The 18,304-nt window shown below is 71.6% G+C and carries 14 protein-coding genes and 2 pseudogenes; 5 read left to right on the forward strand and 11 right to left on the reverse strand.

All coding sequences use genetic code 11. The features are described from left to right. The first annotated feature begins 206 nt into the window (after positions 1 to 206). Positions 207 to 2,243 carry a DNA helicase RecQ gene (gene recQ / locus AB0915_RS32925; RefSeq protein WP_366694551.1) on the forward strand — a complete coding sequence of 679 codons (2,037 nt, stop codon included), beginning with the start codon at positions 207 to 209 and terminating at the stop codon, positions 2,241 to 2,243. Between the two features lie 26 nt (positions 2,244 to 2,269). On the opposite strand, the gene AB0915_RS32930 is transcribed toward recQ, so the two are convergent. From AB0915_RS32930 to AB0915_RS32945, 4 genes and pseudogenes are all read right to left on the reverse strand, one after another. Continuing rightward, positions 2,270 to 2,878, reverse strand: coding sequence for a Uma2 family endonuclease (locus AB0915_RS32930; protein WP_366694563.1), 609 nt, complete (start codon positions 2,876 to 2,878; stop codon positions 2,270 to 2,272). A 147-nt stretch (positions 2,879 to 3,025) separates the two neighbouring features. After that, positions 3,026 to 3,718: a GPP34 family phosphoprotein gene (locus AB0915_RS32935; RefSeq protein ID WP_366694552.1), complete on the reverse strand. Its 693-nt coding sequence runs from the start codon at positions 3,716 to 3,718 to the stop codon at positions 3,026 to 3,028. Further along, positions 3,715 to 4,944, reverse strand: coding sequence for a fumarylacetoacetase (gene fahA / locus AB0915_RS32940; protein ID WP_366694553.1), 1,230 nt, complete (start codon positions 4,942 to 4,944; stop codon positions 3,715 to 3,717). The genes AB0915_RS32935 and fahA overlap by 4 nt, the downstream gene beginning before the upstream one ends. 138 nt (positions 4,945 to 5,082) lie before the next feature. After that, positions 5,083 to 5,595 (reverse strand): annotated as a pseudogene (locus AB0915_RS32945) (peptidase S15); the annotation flags it as partial. A 499-nt stretch (positions 5,596 to 6,094) separates the two neighbouring features. Between AB0915_RS32945 and AB0915_RS32950 the strand changes: the two are divergent. From AB0915_RS32950 to AB0915_RS32965, 4 genes are all read left to right on the forward strand, one after another. After that, positions 6,095 to 7,105 carry a polyprenyl synthetase family protein gene (locus AB0915_RS32950; RefSeq protein ID WP_366694554.1) on the forward strand — a complete coding sequence of 337 codons (1,011 nt, stop codon included), beginning with the start codon at positions 6,095 to 6,097 and terminating at the stop codon, positions 7,103 to 7,105. A gap of 274 nt (positions 7,106 to 7,379) precedes the next feature. Further along, entirely contained in the window at positions 7,380 to 8,633 is a 1,254-nt protein-coding gene (locus AB0915_RS32955) for a DUF2092 domain-containing protein (protein ID WP_366694555.1), read from the forward strand. A gap of 128 nt (positions 8,634 to 8,761) precedes the next feature. Beyond that, positions 8,762 to 9,712 carry an ABC transporter ATP-binding protein gene (locus AB0915_RS32960; RefSeq protein WP_366694564.1) on the forward strand — a complete coding sequence of 317 codons (951 nt, stop codon included), beginning with the start codon at positions 8,762 to 8,764 and terminating at the stop codon, positions 9,710 to 9,712. After that, positions 9,699 to 10,583 carry an ABC transporter permease gene (locus tag AB0915_RS32965; RefSeq protein WP_366694556.1) on the forward strand — a complete coding sequence of 295 codons (885 nt, stop codon included), beginning with the start codon at positions 9,699 to 9,701 and terminating at the stop codon, positions 10,581 to 10,583. The genes AB0915_RS32960 and AB0915_RS32965 overlap by 14 nt, the downstream gene beginning before the upstream one ends. 273 nt (positions 10,584 to 10,856) lie before the next feature. On the opposite strand, the gene AB0915_RS32970 is transcribed toward AB0915_RS32965, so the two are convergent. From AB0915_RS32970 to AB0915_RS33000, 7 genes and pseudogenes are all read right to left on the reverse strand, one after another. After that, the gene (locus AB0915_RS32970; RefSeq protein ID WP_366694557.1) at positions 10,857 to 11,411 is read right to left on the reverse strand and encodes an NAD(P)H-dependent oxidoreductase; all 555 of its coding nucleotides are present in this window, start codon (positions 11,409 to 11,411) and stop codon (positions 10,857 to 10,859) included. Between the two features lie 113 nt (positions 11,412 to 11,524). Next, positions 11,525 to 12,730 (reverse strand): MFS transporter, encoded by a 1,206-nt coding sequence (locus tag AB0915_RS32975; RefSeq protein WP_366694558.1) that lies wholly within the window; start codon positions 12,728 to 12,730, stop codon positions 11,525 to 11,527. Next, the gene (locus AB0915_RS32980) at positions 12,727 to 14,001 is read right to left on the reverse strand and encodes an ATP-grasp domain-containing protein (RefSeq protein ID WP_366694559.1); all 1,275 of its coding nucleotides are present in this window, start codon (positions 13,999 to 14,001) and stop codon (positions 12,727 to 12,729) included. Before AB0915_RS32980 ends, AB0915_RS32975 begins: the two co-directional genes overlap by 4 nt. Before the next feature lie 43 nt (positions 14,002 to 14,044). Next, the gene (locus AB0915_RS32985; protein ID WP_366694560.1) at positions 14,045 to 15,637 is read right to left on the reverse strand and encodes a class I tRNA ligase family protein; all 1,593 of its coding nucleotides are present in this window, start codon (positions 15,635 to 15,637) and stop codon (positions 14,045 to 14,047) included. A gap of 119 nt (positions 15,638 to 15,756) precedes the next feature. Further along, on the reverse strand, positions 15,757 to 16,899 hold the full coding sequence (locus AB0915_RS32990) for an FAD-dependent oxidoreductase (RefSeq protein WP_366694561.1): 1,143 nt from the start codon (positions 16,897 to 16,899) through the stop codon (positions 15,757 to 15,759). Then, complete coding sequence (locus AB0915_RS32995; protein WP_366694562.1) at positions 16,892 to 17,770, reverse strand: class I SAM-dependent methyltransferase; 879 nt, start codon at positions 17,768 to 17,770, stop codon at positions 16,892 to 16,894. Before AB0915_RS32995 ends, AB0915_RS32990 begins: the two co-directional genes overlap by 8 nt. Next, a pseudogene (locus AB0915_RS33000) lies at positions 17,770 to 18,304 on the reverse strand (carboxylate--amine ligase); the annotation flags it as partial. The gene AB0915_RS32995 and the pseudogene AB0915_RS33000, both read right to left, overlap by 1 nt.

An 18,304-nucleotide genomic window follows, 5' to 3' on the forward strand; every position in this document is an offset into this window, starting at 1 on the left:
CGATGATGCGGTTGGCGGTGAGTAGGCCGGAGTGGCGTAGAGACTGGGCGGTGTCGCGCAGTACGGCCAGGGACCCCCGGCGACCGGCTTTCCGGGACCGGCGGGCAGTGTGGTCTGCCCACCGTGGCGGGCGTTGTCACCGGCGGCGCTTATCGTGGCAGGGGACGGCGCAGGACAGAACGGGACGGACCCCGGGGGACAGAGTGATGAGCGGGACGGGCGGGACCATGGATGTGACCGAGAGCGCCGAGAGCGAAGCGCAGCAGACGCTGCACCGGGTGTTCGGGTACGAGACGTTCCGCGGCGAACAGGAAGCGGTCGTCGACCACGTGGTGGCGGGCGGTGACGCCGTCGTCCTCATGCCCACCGGTGGCGGAAAGTCCCTCTGCTACCAGATCCCGGCCCTGGTCAGACCTGGTACGGGCGTTGTCGTCTCACCGCTGATCGCGCTCATGCAGGACCAGGTCGACGCGCTGCGGGCGCTCGGTGTGCGTGCCGGGTTCATCAACTCCACGCAGGACTTCGACGAGCGCCGGGTCATGGAGGCGGAATTCCTCGCCGGTGAGCTCGACCTGCTGTACCTGGCGCCGGAGCGGCTCCGCCTGGACTCCACCCTCCAGCTGCTCGCCCGCGGAAAGATCTCCGTCTTCGCCATCGACGAGGCGCACTGCGTCGCCCAGTGGGGCCACGACTTCCGGCCGGACTATCTGGCCCTGTCCGTGCTCGGCGAGCGCTGGCCCGACGTGCCCCGGATCGCCCTGACGGCCACGGCGACGAACGCCACGCACCAGGAGATCACCCAGCGTCTGGGCATGCCCGACGCGAAGCACTTCATCGCCAGCTTCGACCGGCCCAACATCCAGTACCGGATCGTGCCGAAGGCCGACCCGAAGAAGCAGCTGCTCTCCTTCCTGAAGGAGGAGCACGCCGGGGACGTCGGCATCGTCTACTGCCTGTCGCGCAACTCGACGGAGAAGACCGCCGAGTATCTCTGCCGCAACGGCATCGAGGCGGTTCCGTACCACGCGGGTCTGGACGCCGGGACGCGTGCGCGTCACCAGGCGCGGTTCCTGCGCGAGGACGGTCTGGTCGTCGTGGCGACGATCGCGTTCGGCATGGGCATCGACAAGCCGGACGTACGGTTCGTCGCCCACCTCGACCTGCCGAAGTCGGTCGAGGGCTACTACCAGGAGACCGGCCGCGCGGGCCGCGACGGGCTGCCGTCCACGGCGTGGATGGCGTACGGCCTCCAGGACGTCGTCCAGCAGCGCAAGCTGATCCAGGGCGGCGAGGGCGACGAGGCGTTCCGCCGCCGCGCGGCCACCCACCTCGACGCGATGCTCGCCCTGTGCGAGACCGCCGACTGCCGCCGCGCCCGGCTGCTCACGTACTTCGGCCAGGAGCCGCAGACCGCGGCCTGCGGCAACTGTGACACCTGCCTCACCCCGCCCGAGACCTGGGACGGCACGGTGGCCGCGCAGAAGCTGCTGTCCACCGTGGTCCGGCTGAAGCGGGAGCGCGGCCAGAAGTTCGGCGCCGGCCAGATCATCGACATCCTGCTGGGCCGCAAGACCGCGAAGGTCATCCAGTTCGACCACGACCAGCTGTCGGTCTTCGGCATCGGCGAGGAGCTGTCCGAGGCGGAATGGCGGGGCGTGGTCCGGCAGTTGCTGGCCCAGGGCCTGCTGGAGGTCGAGGGCGAGTACGGCACGCTGGTGCTGACGGAGGACAGCGGCTCGGTGCTCGGCCGCGAGCGCGAGGTCCGGCTGCGCAAGGAGGCGGCGAAGCCCGCGTCGCGCTCCTCGAAGGGCGAACGCAAGGCGAAGACCTCGGCGGCCGTCGCCGAACTGGCCTCGGAGGCTGTACCGGTCTTCGAGGCGCTGCGGGCCTGGCGCGGCGCCCGGGCGAAGGAGCAGGGCGTCCCGGCGTACGTCATCTTCCACGACGCGACGCTGCGCGAGATCGCGACGGTGCGGCCGGCTTCCCTGGTCGAGCTGGGTGGCGTCGGCGGTCTGGGCGAGAAGAAGCTGGCGACGTACGGGGAGGGGGTGCTGGAGGTGCTGGGGTCGTTCGGGGACGCAGAGGCCGAGGCGCCGGACGCGGGACCCGCACCGGTCCCGCACCACGTTCCGGCCCCGGAAGCGGACCCGGCCCCGGTTCCGGCCCCGGTTCCGGGACCGCCGGTGGCCCCGGAAGCGGACCCGGAGTTCGGCTGGGACGAGGAACCGCCCGAGTTCGAGTGAGTGCCGGGCCGGGCGGCGGGGCCCGACTACTCGGGGTCGGCCGCCCGGCGACGGGCGGTGATCGCGGTGAGATCGAGGTCGACCGGGAAGGGCACGGAGACCTTCATCCGGTCGTGGAAGATCCCGGTGGAGGTGTACGCACCGGTGGCCGGTTCCAGCTCGAAGACGTAGACGACGGCGCGGCCGTCGTGGTTCTCCACCCGCCAGAAATGCGGGATCTTGACCCGGGCGTACTTCACGGGCTTGGTCTCCCGGTCCCGCGACCGTGATTCCGGGGAGACGACCTCGATGGCCAGCTGTACGGACTCGGCGGGGAAGCGGGTCTGGTTCGGGTCCTGGACGATGTCGCCGTCCACGACGATCACATCCGGTTCGGGCCGGTTGTAGCGGTCGATGTCGATGGTGAACTCGCGCACGACCTCCAAGTCGGCCGGTGCCAGCGACTGCAGCTGCCACTCGAAGAAGCTGACCGCCCGTGAATGGAACAGGGTCTGCGGACTCACGAAAACAAGGCTCCCGTCGATCAGCTCCGTGTGCGGAGGCAGATTCGGGAGTGTGTCCAGGTCATCGGCGGTCCAGCCGCCCACGGGCGGAACCGCCCACCGCGGCTCGGGGGCCTCGGGTTCGACGCTCATCAGTGCTCCCATGACGCAGAGTCTCGCGGGAGATTCCAGCGTATCGGCCGGGAACGGGGCACGGCTCCCCCAAACGTGTGAACGACCCGTGCACGGCTGACCGCCTCAGCCTCTTTCTCGGCCGGCCCCGGTCAGCCCCGTCCCCCGTCAGTCCCCGTCGCTCCCGCCGCCAGTGCCGCCAGTGCCGCCGATGTTCCCGCCGATCCCGTTCGACCTGTCCTGGCGTACGTTCCGGTGCACCGCATGGGCGGTCCACTCGTCGTGTACCAGATCGCGCATCGCCCAATGGCTCCGCAGGCCGCCCCGCGCCACCTCGTGCGAGAGACCGATCGCCGAGACCAGCGCGGCCAGGACGCGGCCGCGCGGGCCGGGGAACCCCGCCGTCTCGGCGGCCGCGAAACGCTCCCGGACCCCGGCCGACAGAGCCGGGTCAGCCACTGGGTGGCGGTGGTACGGCAACAGGCCGAGGAACCGGTGGGTCTCCCTGCGCAGGACCGAGCGGCCGACCAGGTGGTCCAGGCACAGCTCCTCGACGTACCGGCCGGTCCGCCGTATCCAGGGCTTCGCGCTGACGCCGCCCGCGAGCCTGCCCTCGTCCGGGGCAGGCAGGCTCCCGAGGACCTGCGCGAGCAGCGGGTCCTGGGGAGCCAGCGGGCTGATCACCCGTACCCGGCCGTGCCGTTCGGCGATCCGGCCCTGGAGCTCCAGCTCCGCGAGGACCGCACCCGCCATCCCGTACTCCAGGAAACGGGTGCGGCAGTACGGCTTGCCGCGCTGCGGGTCCAGCGCGAGCAGCAGCAGTTCCTCGGGGAGCGTGAGCCCCGGTGAGTCCGTGGTCACGACGCGGGCACGATCCGTCCCGTGACTTCGCCGAGGCCGACCCTCGTGCCGTGCGGTCCCGGCGCCCAGGCGGTCATCGTCACCGTGTCGCCGTCCTCCAGGAAGGTCCGCTTGCCCTCGGGGAGTTCCAGGGGTTCGCTGCCGTTCCAGGTGAGCTCCAGGAGCGAGCCGCGCTGTCCGGGCTCGGCGCCGCTGACCGTGCCGGAACCGTACAGGTCGCCGGTGCGCAGCGAGGCGCCGTTCACTGTCATGTGGGCCAGCATCTGGGCCGCCGTCCAGTACATGGTGGCGAACGGCGGCTCGGCGACCAGCTGCCCGTTGATCGCGACCGAGATCCGCAGGTCGAGGCCGCCGGGCTCCTCCTCGCCCGTGTCGTCGAGGTACGGGAGCAGCGGGAAGTCCCGGGCGGGCGGGGCGATCCGGGCCGCTTCCAGGGCTTCGAGCGGCGTCACCCACGGCGATACGGACGTGGCGAAGGATTTGCCGAGGAACGGGCCCAGGGGGACGTACTCCCACGCCTGGATGTCCCGCGCCGACCAGTCGTTGAGCAGCGAGAGCCCGAAGACATGGTCGCGGAACCTGCCGAGCGGGACCGGACGTCCCTGCTCCGAGGGGACACCCACCACGAAGCCGACCTCGGCCTCGATGTCCAGCTTGACCGAGGGGCCGAAGACCGGGGCGGCGTCGGACGGCGCCTTGCGCTGGCCCCAGGGGCGCACCACATCCGTGCCGGAGACGACGATGGTGCCGGACCGGCCGTGGTAACCGATCGGGAGGTGCTTCCAGTTCGGCGTCAGTGCGGCGCCGTCCGGCCGGAAGATCTTTCCGACGTTGGTGGCGTGGTTCTCGCTGGCGTAGAAGTCGACGTAGTCCGCGACCGCGTACGGCATATGGAGCGTCACCGACCCGACCGGGTACAGCAGTGGCTCGATGTCCGGGCGGTGCGCCGGGACCGTCACCCACGCGGTCAACGCCCGCCGCACGTCCCGCCACGCCGTGCGGCCCGCCGACAGCAGCGCGGTCAGGTCCGGCTGGGCGAGGAGCTGGGCGTAGGGCGAGCCGAGCGCGTGCGCCGCGGCTCCGGCGTCCAGCACGTGGTTGCCGATGCGGACGCCGACCCGGCGGTCCTCGGGGTGGTCGTGGGTGGAGAACACCCCGTACGGAAGGTTGTGCGGACCGAAGGGGTCGCCCTCGGCCAGATCGAGCGGGCTGCTCTGCTCGGGCATCTGTTGCTGCCTCGCTTTCCAGGTCGCTTGGGGGACACGTTACGTCGGTGTAGCTACCCCGCGGCAGTGTCGCAACTACGCGCAATGATCGGAAAGTTCCGGCATACCCCCACGTGAGGAGGGGTGCGGCGGTCTTTTTCAGCCCGCTGTGCGCGGGATCCGCTTCTCCCAGGTCCCGTGGAAGACGATCTCGTCGCCGTCCTTGCACACCACCTCGTCGGACGTGATGAAGTCGGTCTCGTCCGCACTGATCTCGGACCGCGTCTCGATCCGCGCGTCCCAGGCCATCTCCGGCCGGTGCAGCCGGATCGTCCAGTCGGAACGGGTGCGCGCCGACAGTGGGTCGTTCTCCTGGATCGTGTACGTCTCCACCGCGTCCTCGGTGAATTCGAGACCGTCCGGGTGGACGCGGGTGCCGCCGTAGCGCGGGGCGACCTCCAGCCGCCATTCGCCCTTGGCGACATCGCGGATCACCAGCCGCTCGGGACGGGGCTCGTCGAGCGTCACCGGGAGGACGACGCCGAGCGGCTCCGACTGCTCCGCCTGCTCGAACCTGATCGAGGGATCCTCGGTGTGGCGGCGCACCGGCAGTTCGACGAAGCTGCCGTCCGCGTCCAGCGTGAAGCCCGCCGAACCGGCCTGCGGCCAGATCCCCCGCGTACAGCTGTGCCGTCCGGCAGCGGGATGCGGACGTCCTCATGGGTGGTGTCGTACGGGAACCTGGTCCGGATGTGCATGGCGGTACCTCGGTGGGCGGGGTGCGTGGTGCGTGGTGCGCCTGAGCCAGGGGCCGGCCGTGACGCCTTCGCCACGGTGTCGGTTCGCCGCCGTTTGGGCGCAATGGAGGACCGGGACGGCCTGCGTGCCGAGGAACGGGAACCGCTCCGGACCTCCGGGCCGGACAGGGGTGTCAGCCCCGTGGCCGGCCGGAAAAGGCGTGGTCGGCGGCGGACGGCGGCTCTGTCAGGTCGCGGGCAGCAGTGCTGCGGGACAAAGGGGCTACTCCTGATCGTATGAGCTGATCACGAACATACCGGCGGTGGCGGGAAGGCGCCCACGGTGATCCAAACGGGACCGGATACGCTGACTTGAGTGATGACAGCGACACATCGACATTCCGTGTGATCGTCAGCAGACAGGAGATCCCCTCGTGACCGTCGTCGGGCCGTTCGGACTGAGCGTGCGGGACCAGGCTCTTGAGGCCGATGTCCAGACCGGTTTGGCCGCTGTCGAGGCGGGGCTGCTGGATGCCACCAAGAGCGAAGTCCCGTTCATCACAGAGGCCGCGCAGCATCTCGTACGGGCCGGGGGCAAGCGTTTCCGGCCGCTGCTGACGATGCTGGCGTCCCAGTTCGGCGACGCGGACGCGCCGGGTGTCGTGCCGTCCGCCGTGGTCGTCGAGCTGACGCATCTCGCGACGCTCTACCACGACGACGTGATGGACGAGGCGGACGTACGCCGCGGCGTCGACAGCGCCAACACCCGCTGGGGCAACTCGGTGGCCGTGCTGACCGGCGACTTCCTCTTCGCGCGCGCCTCGCACATCCTGGCCGACCTCGGCCCGGAGGCCGTACGTGTCCAGGCCGAGGCGTTCGAACGCCTGGTCACCGGGCAGATCCTGGAGACCGCGGGCCCGCGCGACGGCCGCGACCCGGTCGACCACTACCTCGAGGTGATGCGCGGCAAGACCGGCTCGCTGATCGCCGTGGCCTGCCGGTTCGGCGCGATGATGGCCGGCGCCGACGAGTCCGCCGTGGACATCCTCACCCAGTACGGGGAGCGGCTCGGCGTCGCCTTCCAACTCGCCGACGACCTGCTCGACATCGCCTCCGACAGCCACGAGTCCGGCAAGACTCCCGGCACTGATCTGCGCGAAGGAATCCCGACGCTTCCCGTCCTGCACCTGCGGGCGCAGGCGGCGGTCGGCGGCAATCCGGACGACCTGGAGCTCCTTGAGCTGCTGGACGGCGACCTGAGCGACGACGACCGGCTGGCCGAGGCGCTCTGCCGGCTGCGGGCGCACCCGGCGCTGGAGCAGGCCCGGCGCGACACCGTCCGGTACGCGGAGGAGGCGCGGGCGGCCCTGAAGCCGCTTCCCGAGTGCTACGCGAAGGCCGCACTGGAAGAGCTGTGCGACGCCGTGGTGCACCGCGCGGGCTAGTGCCGTGACGCTGCGGGCTAGTGCCGTGACGATAGGGACTCTCGTTCGGAAGCCCCGGCGTTCGCCGGTCCTACCCCTACGGGTCGGGGGAGGGAAGACCGTGTTGTGTCATACCGAAGAGGTATGCGCGGTTGAGTCCGCGGGCTGATGATTCCGCCCGGTGATTTTGGTCAGATGGAGAACAACCACTCCTGACCACATCGGGTGAGAACGGCGGCACGGAGTGGCGGAGTGCATCCGGACGGAAGCTGCCGACCACGGAGGTAGGGCACACATGGCACCGAACGACAGCGCAGAGACCACCAGCAGCGCCACGAGCACCACGGCCGCCCGCAGAAAGGCGGCCCGCTATGTTGTCCCGGTCGCGGTGGCGGGGGTGGCGGCCGCGACGATCGGTCTGGTCCCGGCGCTCGCGGACTCCGGTGACCCGCAGCTGCCGAAGATCAGCGCACAGCAGCTCATCGAGAAGATCGCGGCCTCGGACACGCAGCAGCTTTCCGGCACGGTGCGGGTCAGCACCGACCTCGGCATCCCGTCGCTGGGCGGCCTGGCCGAGTCGTTCGCCCGGAGCGCCGGCGGCGAGCAGGGCGGTTCGAGCGCCGCCCCGAAGGAAAAGCTGACGGAGCTCGCCTCAGGCACGCACACGCTTCGGGTGGCCGCCGACGGCCCCGACAAGCAGCGCGTCTCCATTCTGGACAGCGCCGCCGAGTACAGCGTGATCCGCAACGGGGACCAGCTCTGGGCGTACGACAGCGGGTCCAACGAGGCGTACCACGCGACCACCGACAAGGCCCCGGACGCCGAGAAGCACGAGGGGCGCACCACCCCGGAGGGCGCGCCGACCACACCGAGGGCGCTGGCCGAGCAGGCGCTGAAGGCGGCGGACTCCACCACCTCCGTCACGGTCGACGGCACGGCGCAGGTCGCCGGGCGTGATGCGTACAAGCTGGTCATCAAGCCCAAGCAGGGTGGCTCGACGATCGGCGCGATCACCGTCGCGGTCGACGCGAAGAACGGCGTGCCGCTGAAGTTCACCCTCTCCCCGAGCGGCGGCGGCAAGGCGGTGATCGACGCCGGGTTCACCAGCGTCGACTTCGCGAGGCCCGCGGCGTCCTCGTTCACGTTCACCCCGCCCAAGGGCACCAAGGTGACCGAGGCGGACGACGCGAAGGTGGAGAAGCAGGCGGAGAAGAACGCCGAGCAGGGGCCGGAGGGCCTGACCGGTCTGGACGGGTTCGCCGGCGGCGGCGGGGGCGCGAAGGTCATCGGCGAGGGCTGGGGCACGATCCACGTGATCGAGTCACCCGGCGCCAAGGGACTCCCCGCTGCGGAGAAGAACGCGGATGTTCCGCCCGCGGCCCAGCAGTTGCTGGACTCGTTCGGCGACAAGGTCACCGGAAAGTTCGGCTCCGGCACGGTCTTCAAGACCCGCCTGGTCAACGCCCTGATGACGGACGACGGCAAGGTCTACGTCGGTGCGGTCACCAAGGACGCGCTCGTCAAGGCCGCTGACAGCGCCGCCCACTGACGTTCCCGTCGTTCCCGCACCGCACCACCGCCCCGCCGTATCCTCCGTACGGCGGGGCGTTCCGTTACCCGGACCATGGGGGAGATTCGCGCATGACAGAGCCCGGTGCCGTGACCGAGTCCTCGGTGATGCCCTGGACCGGAACGGCCGTGATCGAGACCCGGGGTCTCACCAAGCGGTATCGCGGCGGCCAACTCGCCGTCGACGGACTCGACCTCAGCGTCCCCGAAGGCAGCGTCTTCGGTTTCCTCGGGCCCAACGGCTCCGGGAAGACCACCACGATCCGGATGCTGATGGGGCTGATCGCCCCGACGTCCGGCACCGCCCGAGTCCTCGGCGACCCCATGCCGGGCGCCGCCCGCACCGTACTCCCGCAGGTCGGAACGCTGATCGAAGGACCCGCGCTGTACGCGTTCCTGACCGGCCGGGACAACCTCGTACGGTACGACTCCGCCGACCCGACCGCCGATCCGCGCACCCGCCGCGCCCGGGTCGCCGCCGCCCTGGACCGGGTGGGGCTCGCCGCCGCGGCGGGCAAGAAGGCGAAGGCGTACTCGCTGGGCATGAAGCAGCGCCTCGGGCTCGCCGCCGCCCTGTTGCAGCCGCGTCGCCTCCTCGTCCTGGACGAGCCGACCAACGGACTCGACCCGCAGGGCATGCGCGAGATCCGCACCCTGGTCCGGGAACTGGCGGCGGACGGCACCACCGTTTTCCTCTCCTCCCACCTCCTCGACGAGATCGAGCAGGTCTGCACGCACGCCGCGGTCATGGCCCGGGGGCGGCTGATCACCCAGGGGCCGGTCGCCGACCTCGCGGCCGGGGCCCGCGGCCGGCTCGCCGTCACCACCCCCGACCCCGCAGACGCCGCCCGCATCCTCAAGGAACACGGCGTCACCGGCGTCACCGTCGAGGGCGACCAGGTCACCGCCGAACCCCCGCCGCGCGAGGTCGAGCTCGCCGACCTGAGCGGGGCGCTGGTCCACGGCGGTGTACGCGTACGGTTCTTCGGCGTCGAGCGGGCCTCGCTGGAGGACGCCTTTGTCGCACTCACCGGAGAGGGTTTCGATGTCGCAGGCTGAAGTCGCACCCGTAGGAGCGGGCCGCTCCCGCAATCCGCTCTGGACGTTCGGGATCCTCCGCTCCGAACTGGCCACAACCCTGCGCCGCGGGCGCACGCTCGCACTGCTCGGGGTGCTGGCCGCCGTCCCCGTACTGATCGGGATCGCGGTGAGGATCCAGACGAGCGACGGCTCGCCCGCCGGGCCGCGCGACGGCGGGGGACCGGCGTTCCTCTCCCAGGTGACCAACAACGGCCTGTTCCTGGTGTTCGCCGCCCTCGCGGTGACGCTTCCGGTCTTCCTGCCGCTGACCGTCGGCGTCGTCGCGGGCGACGCGATCGCGGGCGAGGCCAGTGCGGGCACCCTGCGCTATCTGCTGGTCGCACCCGCGGGCCGGACCCGGCTGCTGCTCACCAAGTACACCGCCACCCTCGCGTTCTGCCTGACCGCGACCCTCGTCGTGGCGGTGTCGGCGCTCGCCGTCGGGGCGCTGCTTTTCCCGGTCGGGGAGGTCACGACGATCTCCGGGACCCGGATCGGCGTCGGCGAGGGGCTGCTGCGGGCCGGCCTGATCGCGGTGACGGTGGCGGCGTCACTCATCGGGTTCGCGGCGCTCGGGCTGTTCGTCTCGACGCTCGCCGGCAGCGGGATCGCGGCGATGGCCGCGACGGTCGGGGTGCTGATCACCGTACAGATCCTGGACACGATCCCGCAGTTGAGCGGCATCCATCCGTATCTCTTTCCGCACTACTGGATGTCCTTCGCGGACCTGCTGCGCGATCCCGTCTACTGGAACGAGATCGTCAAGAACCTGGAGCTGCAGGGGCTGTACGCGGCGGTGTTCGGCTCGGCGGCCTGGGCGCGCTTCACGGCGAAGGACATCACGGCCTGAGCGGGCGGGCCTTCGCCGGATCCGCCCGCGCCGTCGGCCGGGCGAGCCGTCCCCCGATCGGCTCGTCGCGGCACGTACGGCACGAACGGTGCGAACAGCTGGAACGGCACGACACGGCGCGTTCCATTTCCGCCTGAACATTGTTCGACTTTTGATGACGGACTGTCAACAAGGGCCAGGTCAAACGCGCCCATGCTCACCGAATGATCACATCGTCGAGTTCCCTGCGCAGCGAGCGATCGCGACGGGCGACTCCGGGCCGGATCCCCGGGGTCAGCCGAAGAAGGTCTTGGCGCGGGTGGCGGCGGTCGTGTCGTTCAGTACGTCACCGGGCCGGTTGCCGAGCCCCAGCAGCATCCCGCCCCACTCCATCCGCATGTACGACGCGATGGTGCGCAGCGTTCCGGTAGCCGGCTCGGCCACGCTCGGATCGGCTGTCGCGAGCGCGGTGACGCCCCACAGGGTCCGCCCGGCCATTCGCTCCTTGAAGTCGACGCCGGGCACCCGCATCCACCCTGACCAGTGGTCCAGGTACCGCTTGGTGGAGGTGGACATGGCGTACCAGTAGAGCGGCGAGGCCAGCACCAGATCGGTCGCGCCGAGCGTCGCGTCGAGCAGGGTGGCGGCGTGCCCGGTGGGGGCGCGGTAGCTGCCGTCGCCCTCGTGCCGTACGTCCTCGAAGTCGGGGAGCGCCAGCTCGCCCAGGTTCAGCCAGCGCTGCTCGGTCTCGGGCGGCAACTGCTCGGCGGCGAGCCGGGCGAGCTCCTCGGTGTTGCCGTCGGTACGGCTGCTGCCGAGCAGGAACAGGAATGAACGAGTGGCGGTCATGGCGGCTTCTCCCCCTGGTGCGCCGCGTGCGACGACTGCATGCGTTCGCATTATGTGCACACACATGTAATTTTGGAAAGCGGCTTGGCTCCGGGTGTGTGTGGGGGCGCCCTTCACCGCCACGCCTTGGTGGCCGCGCGCCGCACCCCGGCGGCCACCACGAGCGCTCCACTCGCGGCGGCAAGCCCGAGGTACAGCGCGGTGGCACCGGAAGCATGGGTGCCCGCAAGGCTGACTCCGGTGAAGCTGCCCACAGCTTCGCCCAGTGCGGTGGCCAGGGCCGCCAGGGAGAAGTAGGCGACGCGCCGGTCCGGCGGCCCCGCGGAACCGATGAGCACGTCGAGGCTCGGCATGAGCAGCATTTCGGCGAAGGTGGCCAGCACCACGCCGATGAACAGCCAGACCACATCGCGGCCGGCGCCGAGGCAGCCGAAGGCGGCGGCGAAGCAGCCGAACCCGGCCAGCGAGACCGGCACGGGGGAGAGCCGCCACCGTTTCACCAGCATCATCAGGGGCATCTGGAGCACGACGATGAGCGCGCCGTTGGCCAGGAAGACTGTACCGAGGAGTCCGGTTCTGCCGAGTCCGTCGCTCACGTACAGCGGGAGCGTGGCGAAGAGCTGCGTGTAGAGGACGAATCCGGCCGCCGTCAGCGCGAGCGGGACCCGTAGGCCCCGGTCGCGCACCAGCACAGGAAGCAGGGTGCGCAGCGGCATCGTGGTCCCGGCCTCGTCGGCGCCCGGGGAGCGCACCGCGAGGACCAGGAAGAGCGCCGCCGCGTGGGCGAGGGCGGCCGCGAGGAAGAAGGCGGTCACCCCGTACGCGTGGTAGACAGCCACCCCGGCAAGCGGGCCGAGCGCCATACCGACGTTCACGGCGACGGCCTGGGCGGCGAAACCGGTGGCGTGCTCGGTGGGCGGTGCGGCCGTGGCGATCAGCTTCAGCGCGAGCGCGTTCATCCCGAAGCCGAGGCCGATCAACGGCAGGACGACGGCCAGCGCCACCGGGTGCCCGTCGCAGAGCGCCAGACCGACGAAGGACGCACCGCCCAGCAGGAGCGCGCACCGGATCGCGGCGGCCGGACTCAACCGGGCCAGCGCCGGGCCGGCGACGATACGCATCAGCCGCAGACTCAGCGCGGCCTCGGTGACGAGCGCCGCCGCTGCACCCACGCCGACGTGGCGGTTCTGGGTGAGATGCAGCGGAAGCACGGTCAGCAGGGCCCACACGGCGGAGCAGGCCAGCGTCCACTGGGCGAGCAGCGCCGTCCGCGACCTGCGGGCGGCCGCCGTCGGCCGTGCCGGGGCGAGGGTGTTCACCGGTGTCCCGTCCGGGGCGCCGCGGGGTGGGCGAACACGGGGTCGGCCAGCGTTGCCGCCTGCTCCAGTACCCCCTGGGCCGCCGCGTGGGTGCCGCGGCGGGCGATCACCGTGCCGAGCACGCAGCTCATGTAGTCCGCGGGGGGAAGGGCCACCTGCGTGCCCATGGCCTGGTCGAGGGTTACGTGCTCGACGCCGGGCAGTTCCAGTACGGCGTTGAGCCCGGCGAAGCCGGCGAAGACACCTGACTGCGGGCTGAGCAGCTGCCGCGAGCCGGCGTGGCACGCCGTCGTGGGTTCCAGGTCGGGAACGGTGCCGGTGGCGACGGCGATCGCAGCCGCGTAGAAGTCCACGCCGGTGGCCAGCGGTATGAGATGCGAGGTGATGTAGCCGCCGCCGATGCGCCCGGCGACTTCCAGCAGCTTGGCCGTCCCGTCCGGCTGCAGTCGGCATTCCAGGTGGAAGGCGCAGTCGCGCATTCCGGTGGCGCGGATCGTTTCGCGGGTCAGTTCATGGAGGGCATCCTGGTCCTGTGCGGGCAGCGCGGACGGGTGGATCTGCAGATACTCGATGGAGTAGTCGGGGGACACCCACTTGTCGGTGATGCCGACGATGTGCGGCTGATCGTCGATGACGAATCCTTCGACGCTGTGCTCGGTGCCGCCGAGGAACTCCTCGTAGATCAGCTCGCCGGGCCTGGCGCGGAAGATCGGATCCCGTTCGGGGCGGGTGAAGGCGCTGAGCAGTTCGTACGCGGGGGTGAGTTCCGGCTCGGCTTCGACGCGGTGGATGCCGCGGCTTCCGGAGGCGCTGGTCGGCTTGAGGACGGCGGGAAAGCCGATCTTCGAGGCTGCGCTGTGCAGGGCTGCGCGGTCCGGGACCCGGGCGTAGGCGGGCATGAGATCGGGCCGGCCGGCCGTGGCCAGGGCCTCACGAGTGAGGTACTTGTTGCGCACGGTGCGGGCCGCTTCCGGGGGCAGCCCGGGAAGGCCGAGTTCGGCAGCGAGCGCGGCGATGAACTCGACGTCGCGGTCTCCCCAAGTGATGACACCGCGGATGTCGTGGCGGTGCGCCAGATCGAGCGCGGCCTCGTGCGCTGCCGAGGTGTCGAACGTATCGACGATGCGGGTCTCGGCAATCAGCTCCGAGGCGAACGCGGTCGGGCGGTCCGCCAGGACGACCACGTCCAGGCCGAGCCGGTGCGCGGCGAGCGCGGTGGCGTTGACCTCAAGAGGGGAGCGGCGGGTGTTGACGAACAGGATGGCTGGCATGAGTTCTCCGTGGAGCGACGGTGGTGCGGGAAGGTGCGGGGATTCAGCGCGGCTGTGGGACGAGCGCGCGCACTGCGGCGGCGCTCACCGGAGCGAACCGCGGCAGGCGATCGGGGCCGGACACCGCCACCGCTCCGCCGCCCGAGGTCAGCAATGCACCGGCGGCGCCCAGTGCCGGGCTGCCGGGGAGACCGAGTGCCGCCCAGATCCGGTCCGCCCAGCGGGGCATGAGCGGGGCCGCCAGGGCGGCGGCCACAGCCAGGAAGCCGGGCGCCCCCGCTGCTGCGACGATGGCGGGAGCCGCTTCGAGCCAGGTCTCCACGGCCCCGACGGCGTCCGTGAGGCGCGGATGACCAGAGCTGAATGCGGCGCGGTGCCGGGCGGCGGCGCTCTCGTACAGACCGACGACCGCTCCCGGCGCAGGCTTGGCCCCGGGCGAGTCCTCGCAGAGATCGAGGGCGCGGCCGAGCCGCCCGACCAGGGTGGTCGCCACGTCGTCGGCGAAGGCGTCGGCCTTGAAGTCGGTGGACTTCTCCTCCGGGCCGATCCGGGCCAGGTGGAACCGGAGAGCGTCCGTGTCCAGCCCCGCCGCGGTGTAGTCCAGCACCCGGATGACGTGGTTGCGGCTGGTGGAGAACTTGGCCCCGTCCAGGGTCATGAACTGGTTGAAGCGGTACGCGTCCGGGGCGGTCGGGACGCCGGCCGCCTCCTGGACCGCGAGCTGCATCATCAGGGGCAGCGCACCGTCCATACCGAAGAAGAGCGTGAAGCGCGGGCGCTGTGCCGTACCGGGCAGGAGAGGGTTCTCGGGCAGTCCGTGGCGCCGGCCGTGCTCCTGGCCGGCCAGCAGGAACATGGCCGTGGTACCGAGCGCGTACGTGGAGTGCACCTGCCGGGCGGGGAGTTCACCGGTCGCCCAGGGCACCCCCCGGCCCAGGGGATGCGTCAGGCGCCAGACGGGACCGTTCTGCTCCAGATAGCGGTCGATCAACTGCCGGTACATGGCTGGTACGTGACGTTCCCGGGCCATGTCGGCGAGCACGTCACCGTCCAGCTGCAGAAACGCGGAGGACGTCTCGATCTCGGTCACCCCGGGGCGTGGGTGGCGGGGGCGGGCGTCGCGCAGGGCGTCGGGCTGGAACCACATGCCGCATGCCTCGCAGGTGTAACCAGCCGCTTCTTCCCCGCAGGTGGGGCAGGCGCCTGCCAGCCAGCAGGCGATGAGCTCCTCCCCGGTGGCGGTGTCCCCGAGCAGCCGCTCGGTGCGTATCGCGATACGCCCGCGCTCCGCCAGCCGCGCGGCGAGCCAGTGGTGCCAGTCGCGGTGCCGGGAGGCCCACGGCTCCGCCCGCACGTCGAGGAAGACGTCCGGCTCCGTGCAGGTCGCGGCCAGCGCTGAGCGGATGCGCTCGTGGTAGTCCCGGGCCGTCTCGTCCGGGGTGCGGCCCTCGCGGCGGGCCGCGTCGAGGACGTACGACTCCCAGCTGTCGGTGGCCGAGACGGCGGTGACCCGGTGGCCTTCGGCCCGCAGGTGGCGGGCCAGGGCGTCGCCGCCCAGGAAGGGGCCGCCGAGGTGTCCGAGGTGCAGCTCGCCGTTGGGGGTGGGCAGGGCGGAAAGAATCAGATGGTCGGTCATTTCTCGATCCGGGAGCAGGGGCGCCACCGGCGCGGCCGGCGCGTCCGAAGTGACGGAAGTGAGGTCCTCGCCAGAGCCGGACAGGCGCGGGGTGGCGCGGCGTGTGGTCGCAGGGGTAGTCAGCTGTGCGGTGAGGGAGAACCCGCGGAGCGCCCGGCACCGTCGGCGGCCAGCAGGGCCAGCACCTGGTCCGCCACGCCCCAGGCGAAGCGGGCGCCGCCGCCGGAGGCCGCCACGGCCTGGACCACTCCCGGTGCGCGCAGGCCGGTCAGCGGGGTCCGGTCCGGCGTGTACCCGTCGACGGCGACCCGCCCGGACCCGATCTCCGCGGCAAGGTCCGGTGCCCGGCGGGCCAGAGCCACGCGGCCGCTCTCCAGTGTCCGTCCATCAAGTACGCCTGTCCCGGGGCCCGGTGGCACGTCCCAGTCCTCACAGCGGAAGCTGGCCCCTACCCCGCCGCGGCCCCCGGTCTCATCGACGGCCGCCGGCAGCAGGAACAGATCGTCGTCCGGGAAGCAGACCAGGGGTGCGTCGGCCGGCGGCTGCCGCGCCGCGTGCAGCGCGGCGATCCGCTTCGTACGCCAGCCGGTCGGCACGGACGACGTGCTCGGGTCGGCGCCCAGGGCCGGCTGCGCCCAGGGGCCGGTGGCCAGCACCACGTGGCGGGCGGTGAGCGTCCGGCCGTCGGCGAGCAGCAAGGTCCGGAAGTCCCCGGCGTCCTCGACTCGGGTCACCTGTGCGCCGCGGTGAACGACGCTGTCGGCCAGGAGTCGTTCGGCGAGTCCGCCGACGTCCAGGACGGCCACGCCTGCGCACACGGTGGCGAGTGTGTCGCCGTCACGGGCCGTCAGTTCTCCGTAGGCGGCCCGTGCCTGCGCTAGCAGCCCTGGAGGTGCGGTCTGCATGTCCGTGCCGATGGTGGCTGCCGCCAGGCGGTCGAGCGTGGCGGGTGAGGCCACCACCAGCGCGGACACCCACCGGAGAAACGGACGTACGAGATCCGGCTCCACCCGCTCACGTACGTGGTCGGCGCCGCGCTCCAGCAGGGCGCGCTGCCCGGCGGTGTTTGCCCAGGGCGCGAGAACACCCAGCGACCAGCGCGTCGCCGTGTCCCGTACACCCTGATCGAGCACCACGGTCCGGCTGCCGGGCCGTGCGGCCTGCGCGGCATGGGCGATCGCCGCCCCGAGAATGCCGCCCCCGACCACGGCCAGGTCCACCCGCTCCGGAAGCGGTCCGAAGGGGGCGTGGGGATCAGGCATCCGCCTCACCCTCGCCGTGTGCGAGCCTGGCCACGATCTCGGTACGCCGCATCCGCCCGGCCCGGTGCTCGTCCCTGAGCACGGCCACCTCCGCCAGGTACTGCGCCCCCTGCTCGGCCCCCAACTGCTCGCGCAGCTCGGGCAGCCGCCGGGCGAGCGCCGCATACAGCCGCTCCACGCATGCGGCGTCCTGCTCGGTCAGATGCCGTACGTCCACGGCGAAGCCCGCCCGGACCAGGGCGCCCTCCCAGTCCGGGTGCGGAGCGAACAGCCCTCTCTGGAGGGTCAGTTCCACGTCCCGGGCGGTCTGCGGGCGCAGAATCCTGCTGATCACGATCACCAGCGCCGGGTCCTCGCCGCGCAGCAGCCCCCGCCAGCGGTCCACGGTCGCCACGGGTTCGGACCAGTACCCGGACCCGATCGCGAGGACGGCGTCGAACGAACCCTCCGGGAAGTCCGGCGCCGACATGTCGCCCACCGCGTACCGGACCCGTCCGGCCTCAGGCCGCCCCGCCAGCCGCCGCTCCGCCACCCGTACCGCTGCCGGACTGGCGTCGAGACCGACCGCCTCGCACCCGGTCCGCGCGGCCAGCGCGGCGGTCAGGCCGCCGGTGCCGCATCCGGCGTCCAGCACCCGATGGCCGAGGGACCATCCGAGCCGCTCTGCGAGGCGCTCCAGATAGTCGGGGGTTGCCCCGCTGAACTGCCCGGCGAACTGGTCACCCAGGGCCTCGCGGTACGCCTCGTCGATCGCCGGCACCTCCTGGTAGGAGTCCCACTCCTCGGCGATGTCCTGAAAGGCGACAGCGTCCTGCAAAGCGGTGGCGTCCTGCAAGGCGGCGGCGTCTGTCATCTCTTCCTTCGTCGTCATCACTGTGCCCTCTCCGCAGGCCCGCCCGCGGCAGGCTCCGTACGGACCGTCAGCCGCCCGATCAGCGCTTCGGCCTCTCGCTCCGCAGCCTGAGCACTGTCCGCACCCAGACACACGGTGCCGACCCGGTCGGCCGAGGACCCCATGGCCGCGACGACCGCGCCCGGAGTCACGGTGAGCTCCGCCGTGATCAGGTCCGGCCGGGCGGTGACCGCGTCCCAGCCCTCGACCCCGGTGACCACACCCGGCGCCGGGGTCACAAACCGGACCGCGGCCCCTCGTGCGGGGGCGGTCGGCAAGGTCACCGGCAGCCCCAGCAGGTCGTCGTGCAGGGACCCGAACAACTCAAGACCGGGGTAGGCCCACTCGACCATGGCGTGTAGCCAGTCACCGCCGGGCCGGACATGGACCTCCCCCAGCACGGGGCCACGCTCCGTGAGCCAGCACTCGACGTGGAAGATCCCGCTGGTCACGCCGAGCGCCTTCAGGGCCCGGGCGGCCTCCTCCCCGATGTCGTCGTGCTGTCCCTGCGGC

It is taken from the genome of Streptomyces sp. NPDC048411 (assembly GCF_040704695.1).
Classification (GTDB): Bacteria; Actinomycetota; Actinomycetes; order Streptomycetales; family Streptomycetaceae; genus Streptomyces.

Excerpts from the sequence above, each read along its gene's own strand:
- AB0915_RS32995 (WP_366694562.1), bottom strand. The coding sequence starts at position 17,770 with ATGACGACGAAGGAAGAGATGACAGACGCCGCCGCCTTGCAGGACGCC.
- AB0915_RS32955 (WP_366694555.1), top strand. The coding sequence starts at position 7,380 with ATGGCACCGAACGACAGCGCAGAGACCACCAGCAGCGCCACGAGCACC.
- AB0915_RS32985 (WP_366694560.1), bottom strand. The coding sequence starts at position 15,637 with ATGACCGACCATCTGATTCTTTCCGCCCTGCCCACCCCCAACGGCGAG.
- AB0915_RS32930 (WP_366694563.1), bottom strand. The coding sequence starts at position 2,878 with ATGAGCGTCGAACCCGAGGCCCCCGAGCCGCGGTGGGCGGTTCCGCCC.
- AB0915_RS32980 (WP_366694559.1), bottom strand. The coding sequence starts at position 14,001 with ATGCCAGCCATCCTGTTCGTCAACACCCGCCGCTCCCCTCTTGAGGTC.
- fahA (WP_366694553.1), bottom strand. The coding sequence starts at position 4,944 with ATGCCCGAGCAGAGCAGCCCGCTCGATCTGGCCGAGGGCGACCCCTTC.
- AB0915_RS32960 (WP_366694564.1), top strand. The coding sequence starts at position 8,762 with ATGCCCTGGACCGGAACGGCCGTGATCGAGACCCGGGGTCTCACCAAG.
- AB0915_RS32970 (WP_366694557.1), bottom strand. The coding sequence starts at position 11,411 with ATGACCGCCACTCGTTCATTCCTGTTCCTGCTCGGCAGCAGCCGTACC.
- AB0915_RS32990 (WP_366694561.1), bottom strand. The coding sequence starts at position 16,899 with ATGCCTGATCCCCACGCCCCCTTCGGACCGCTTCCGGAGCGGGTGGAC.
- AB0915_RS32965 (WP_366694556.1), top strand. The coding sequence starts at position 9,699 with ATGTCGCAGGCTGAAGTCGCACCCGTAGGAGCGGGCCGCTCCCGCAAT.
- recQ (WP_366694551.1), top strand. The coding sequence starts at position 207 with ATGAGCGGGACGGGCGGGACCATGGATGTGACCGAGAGCGCCGAGAGC.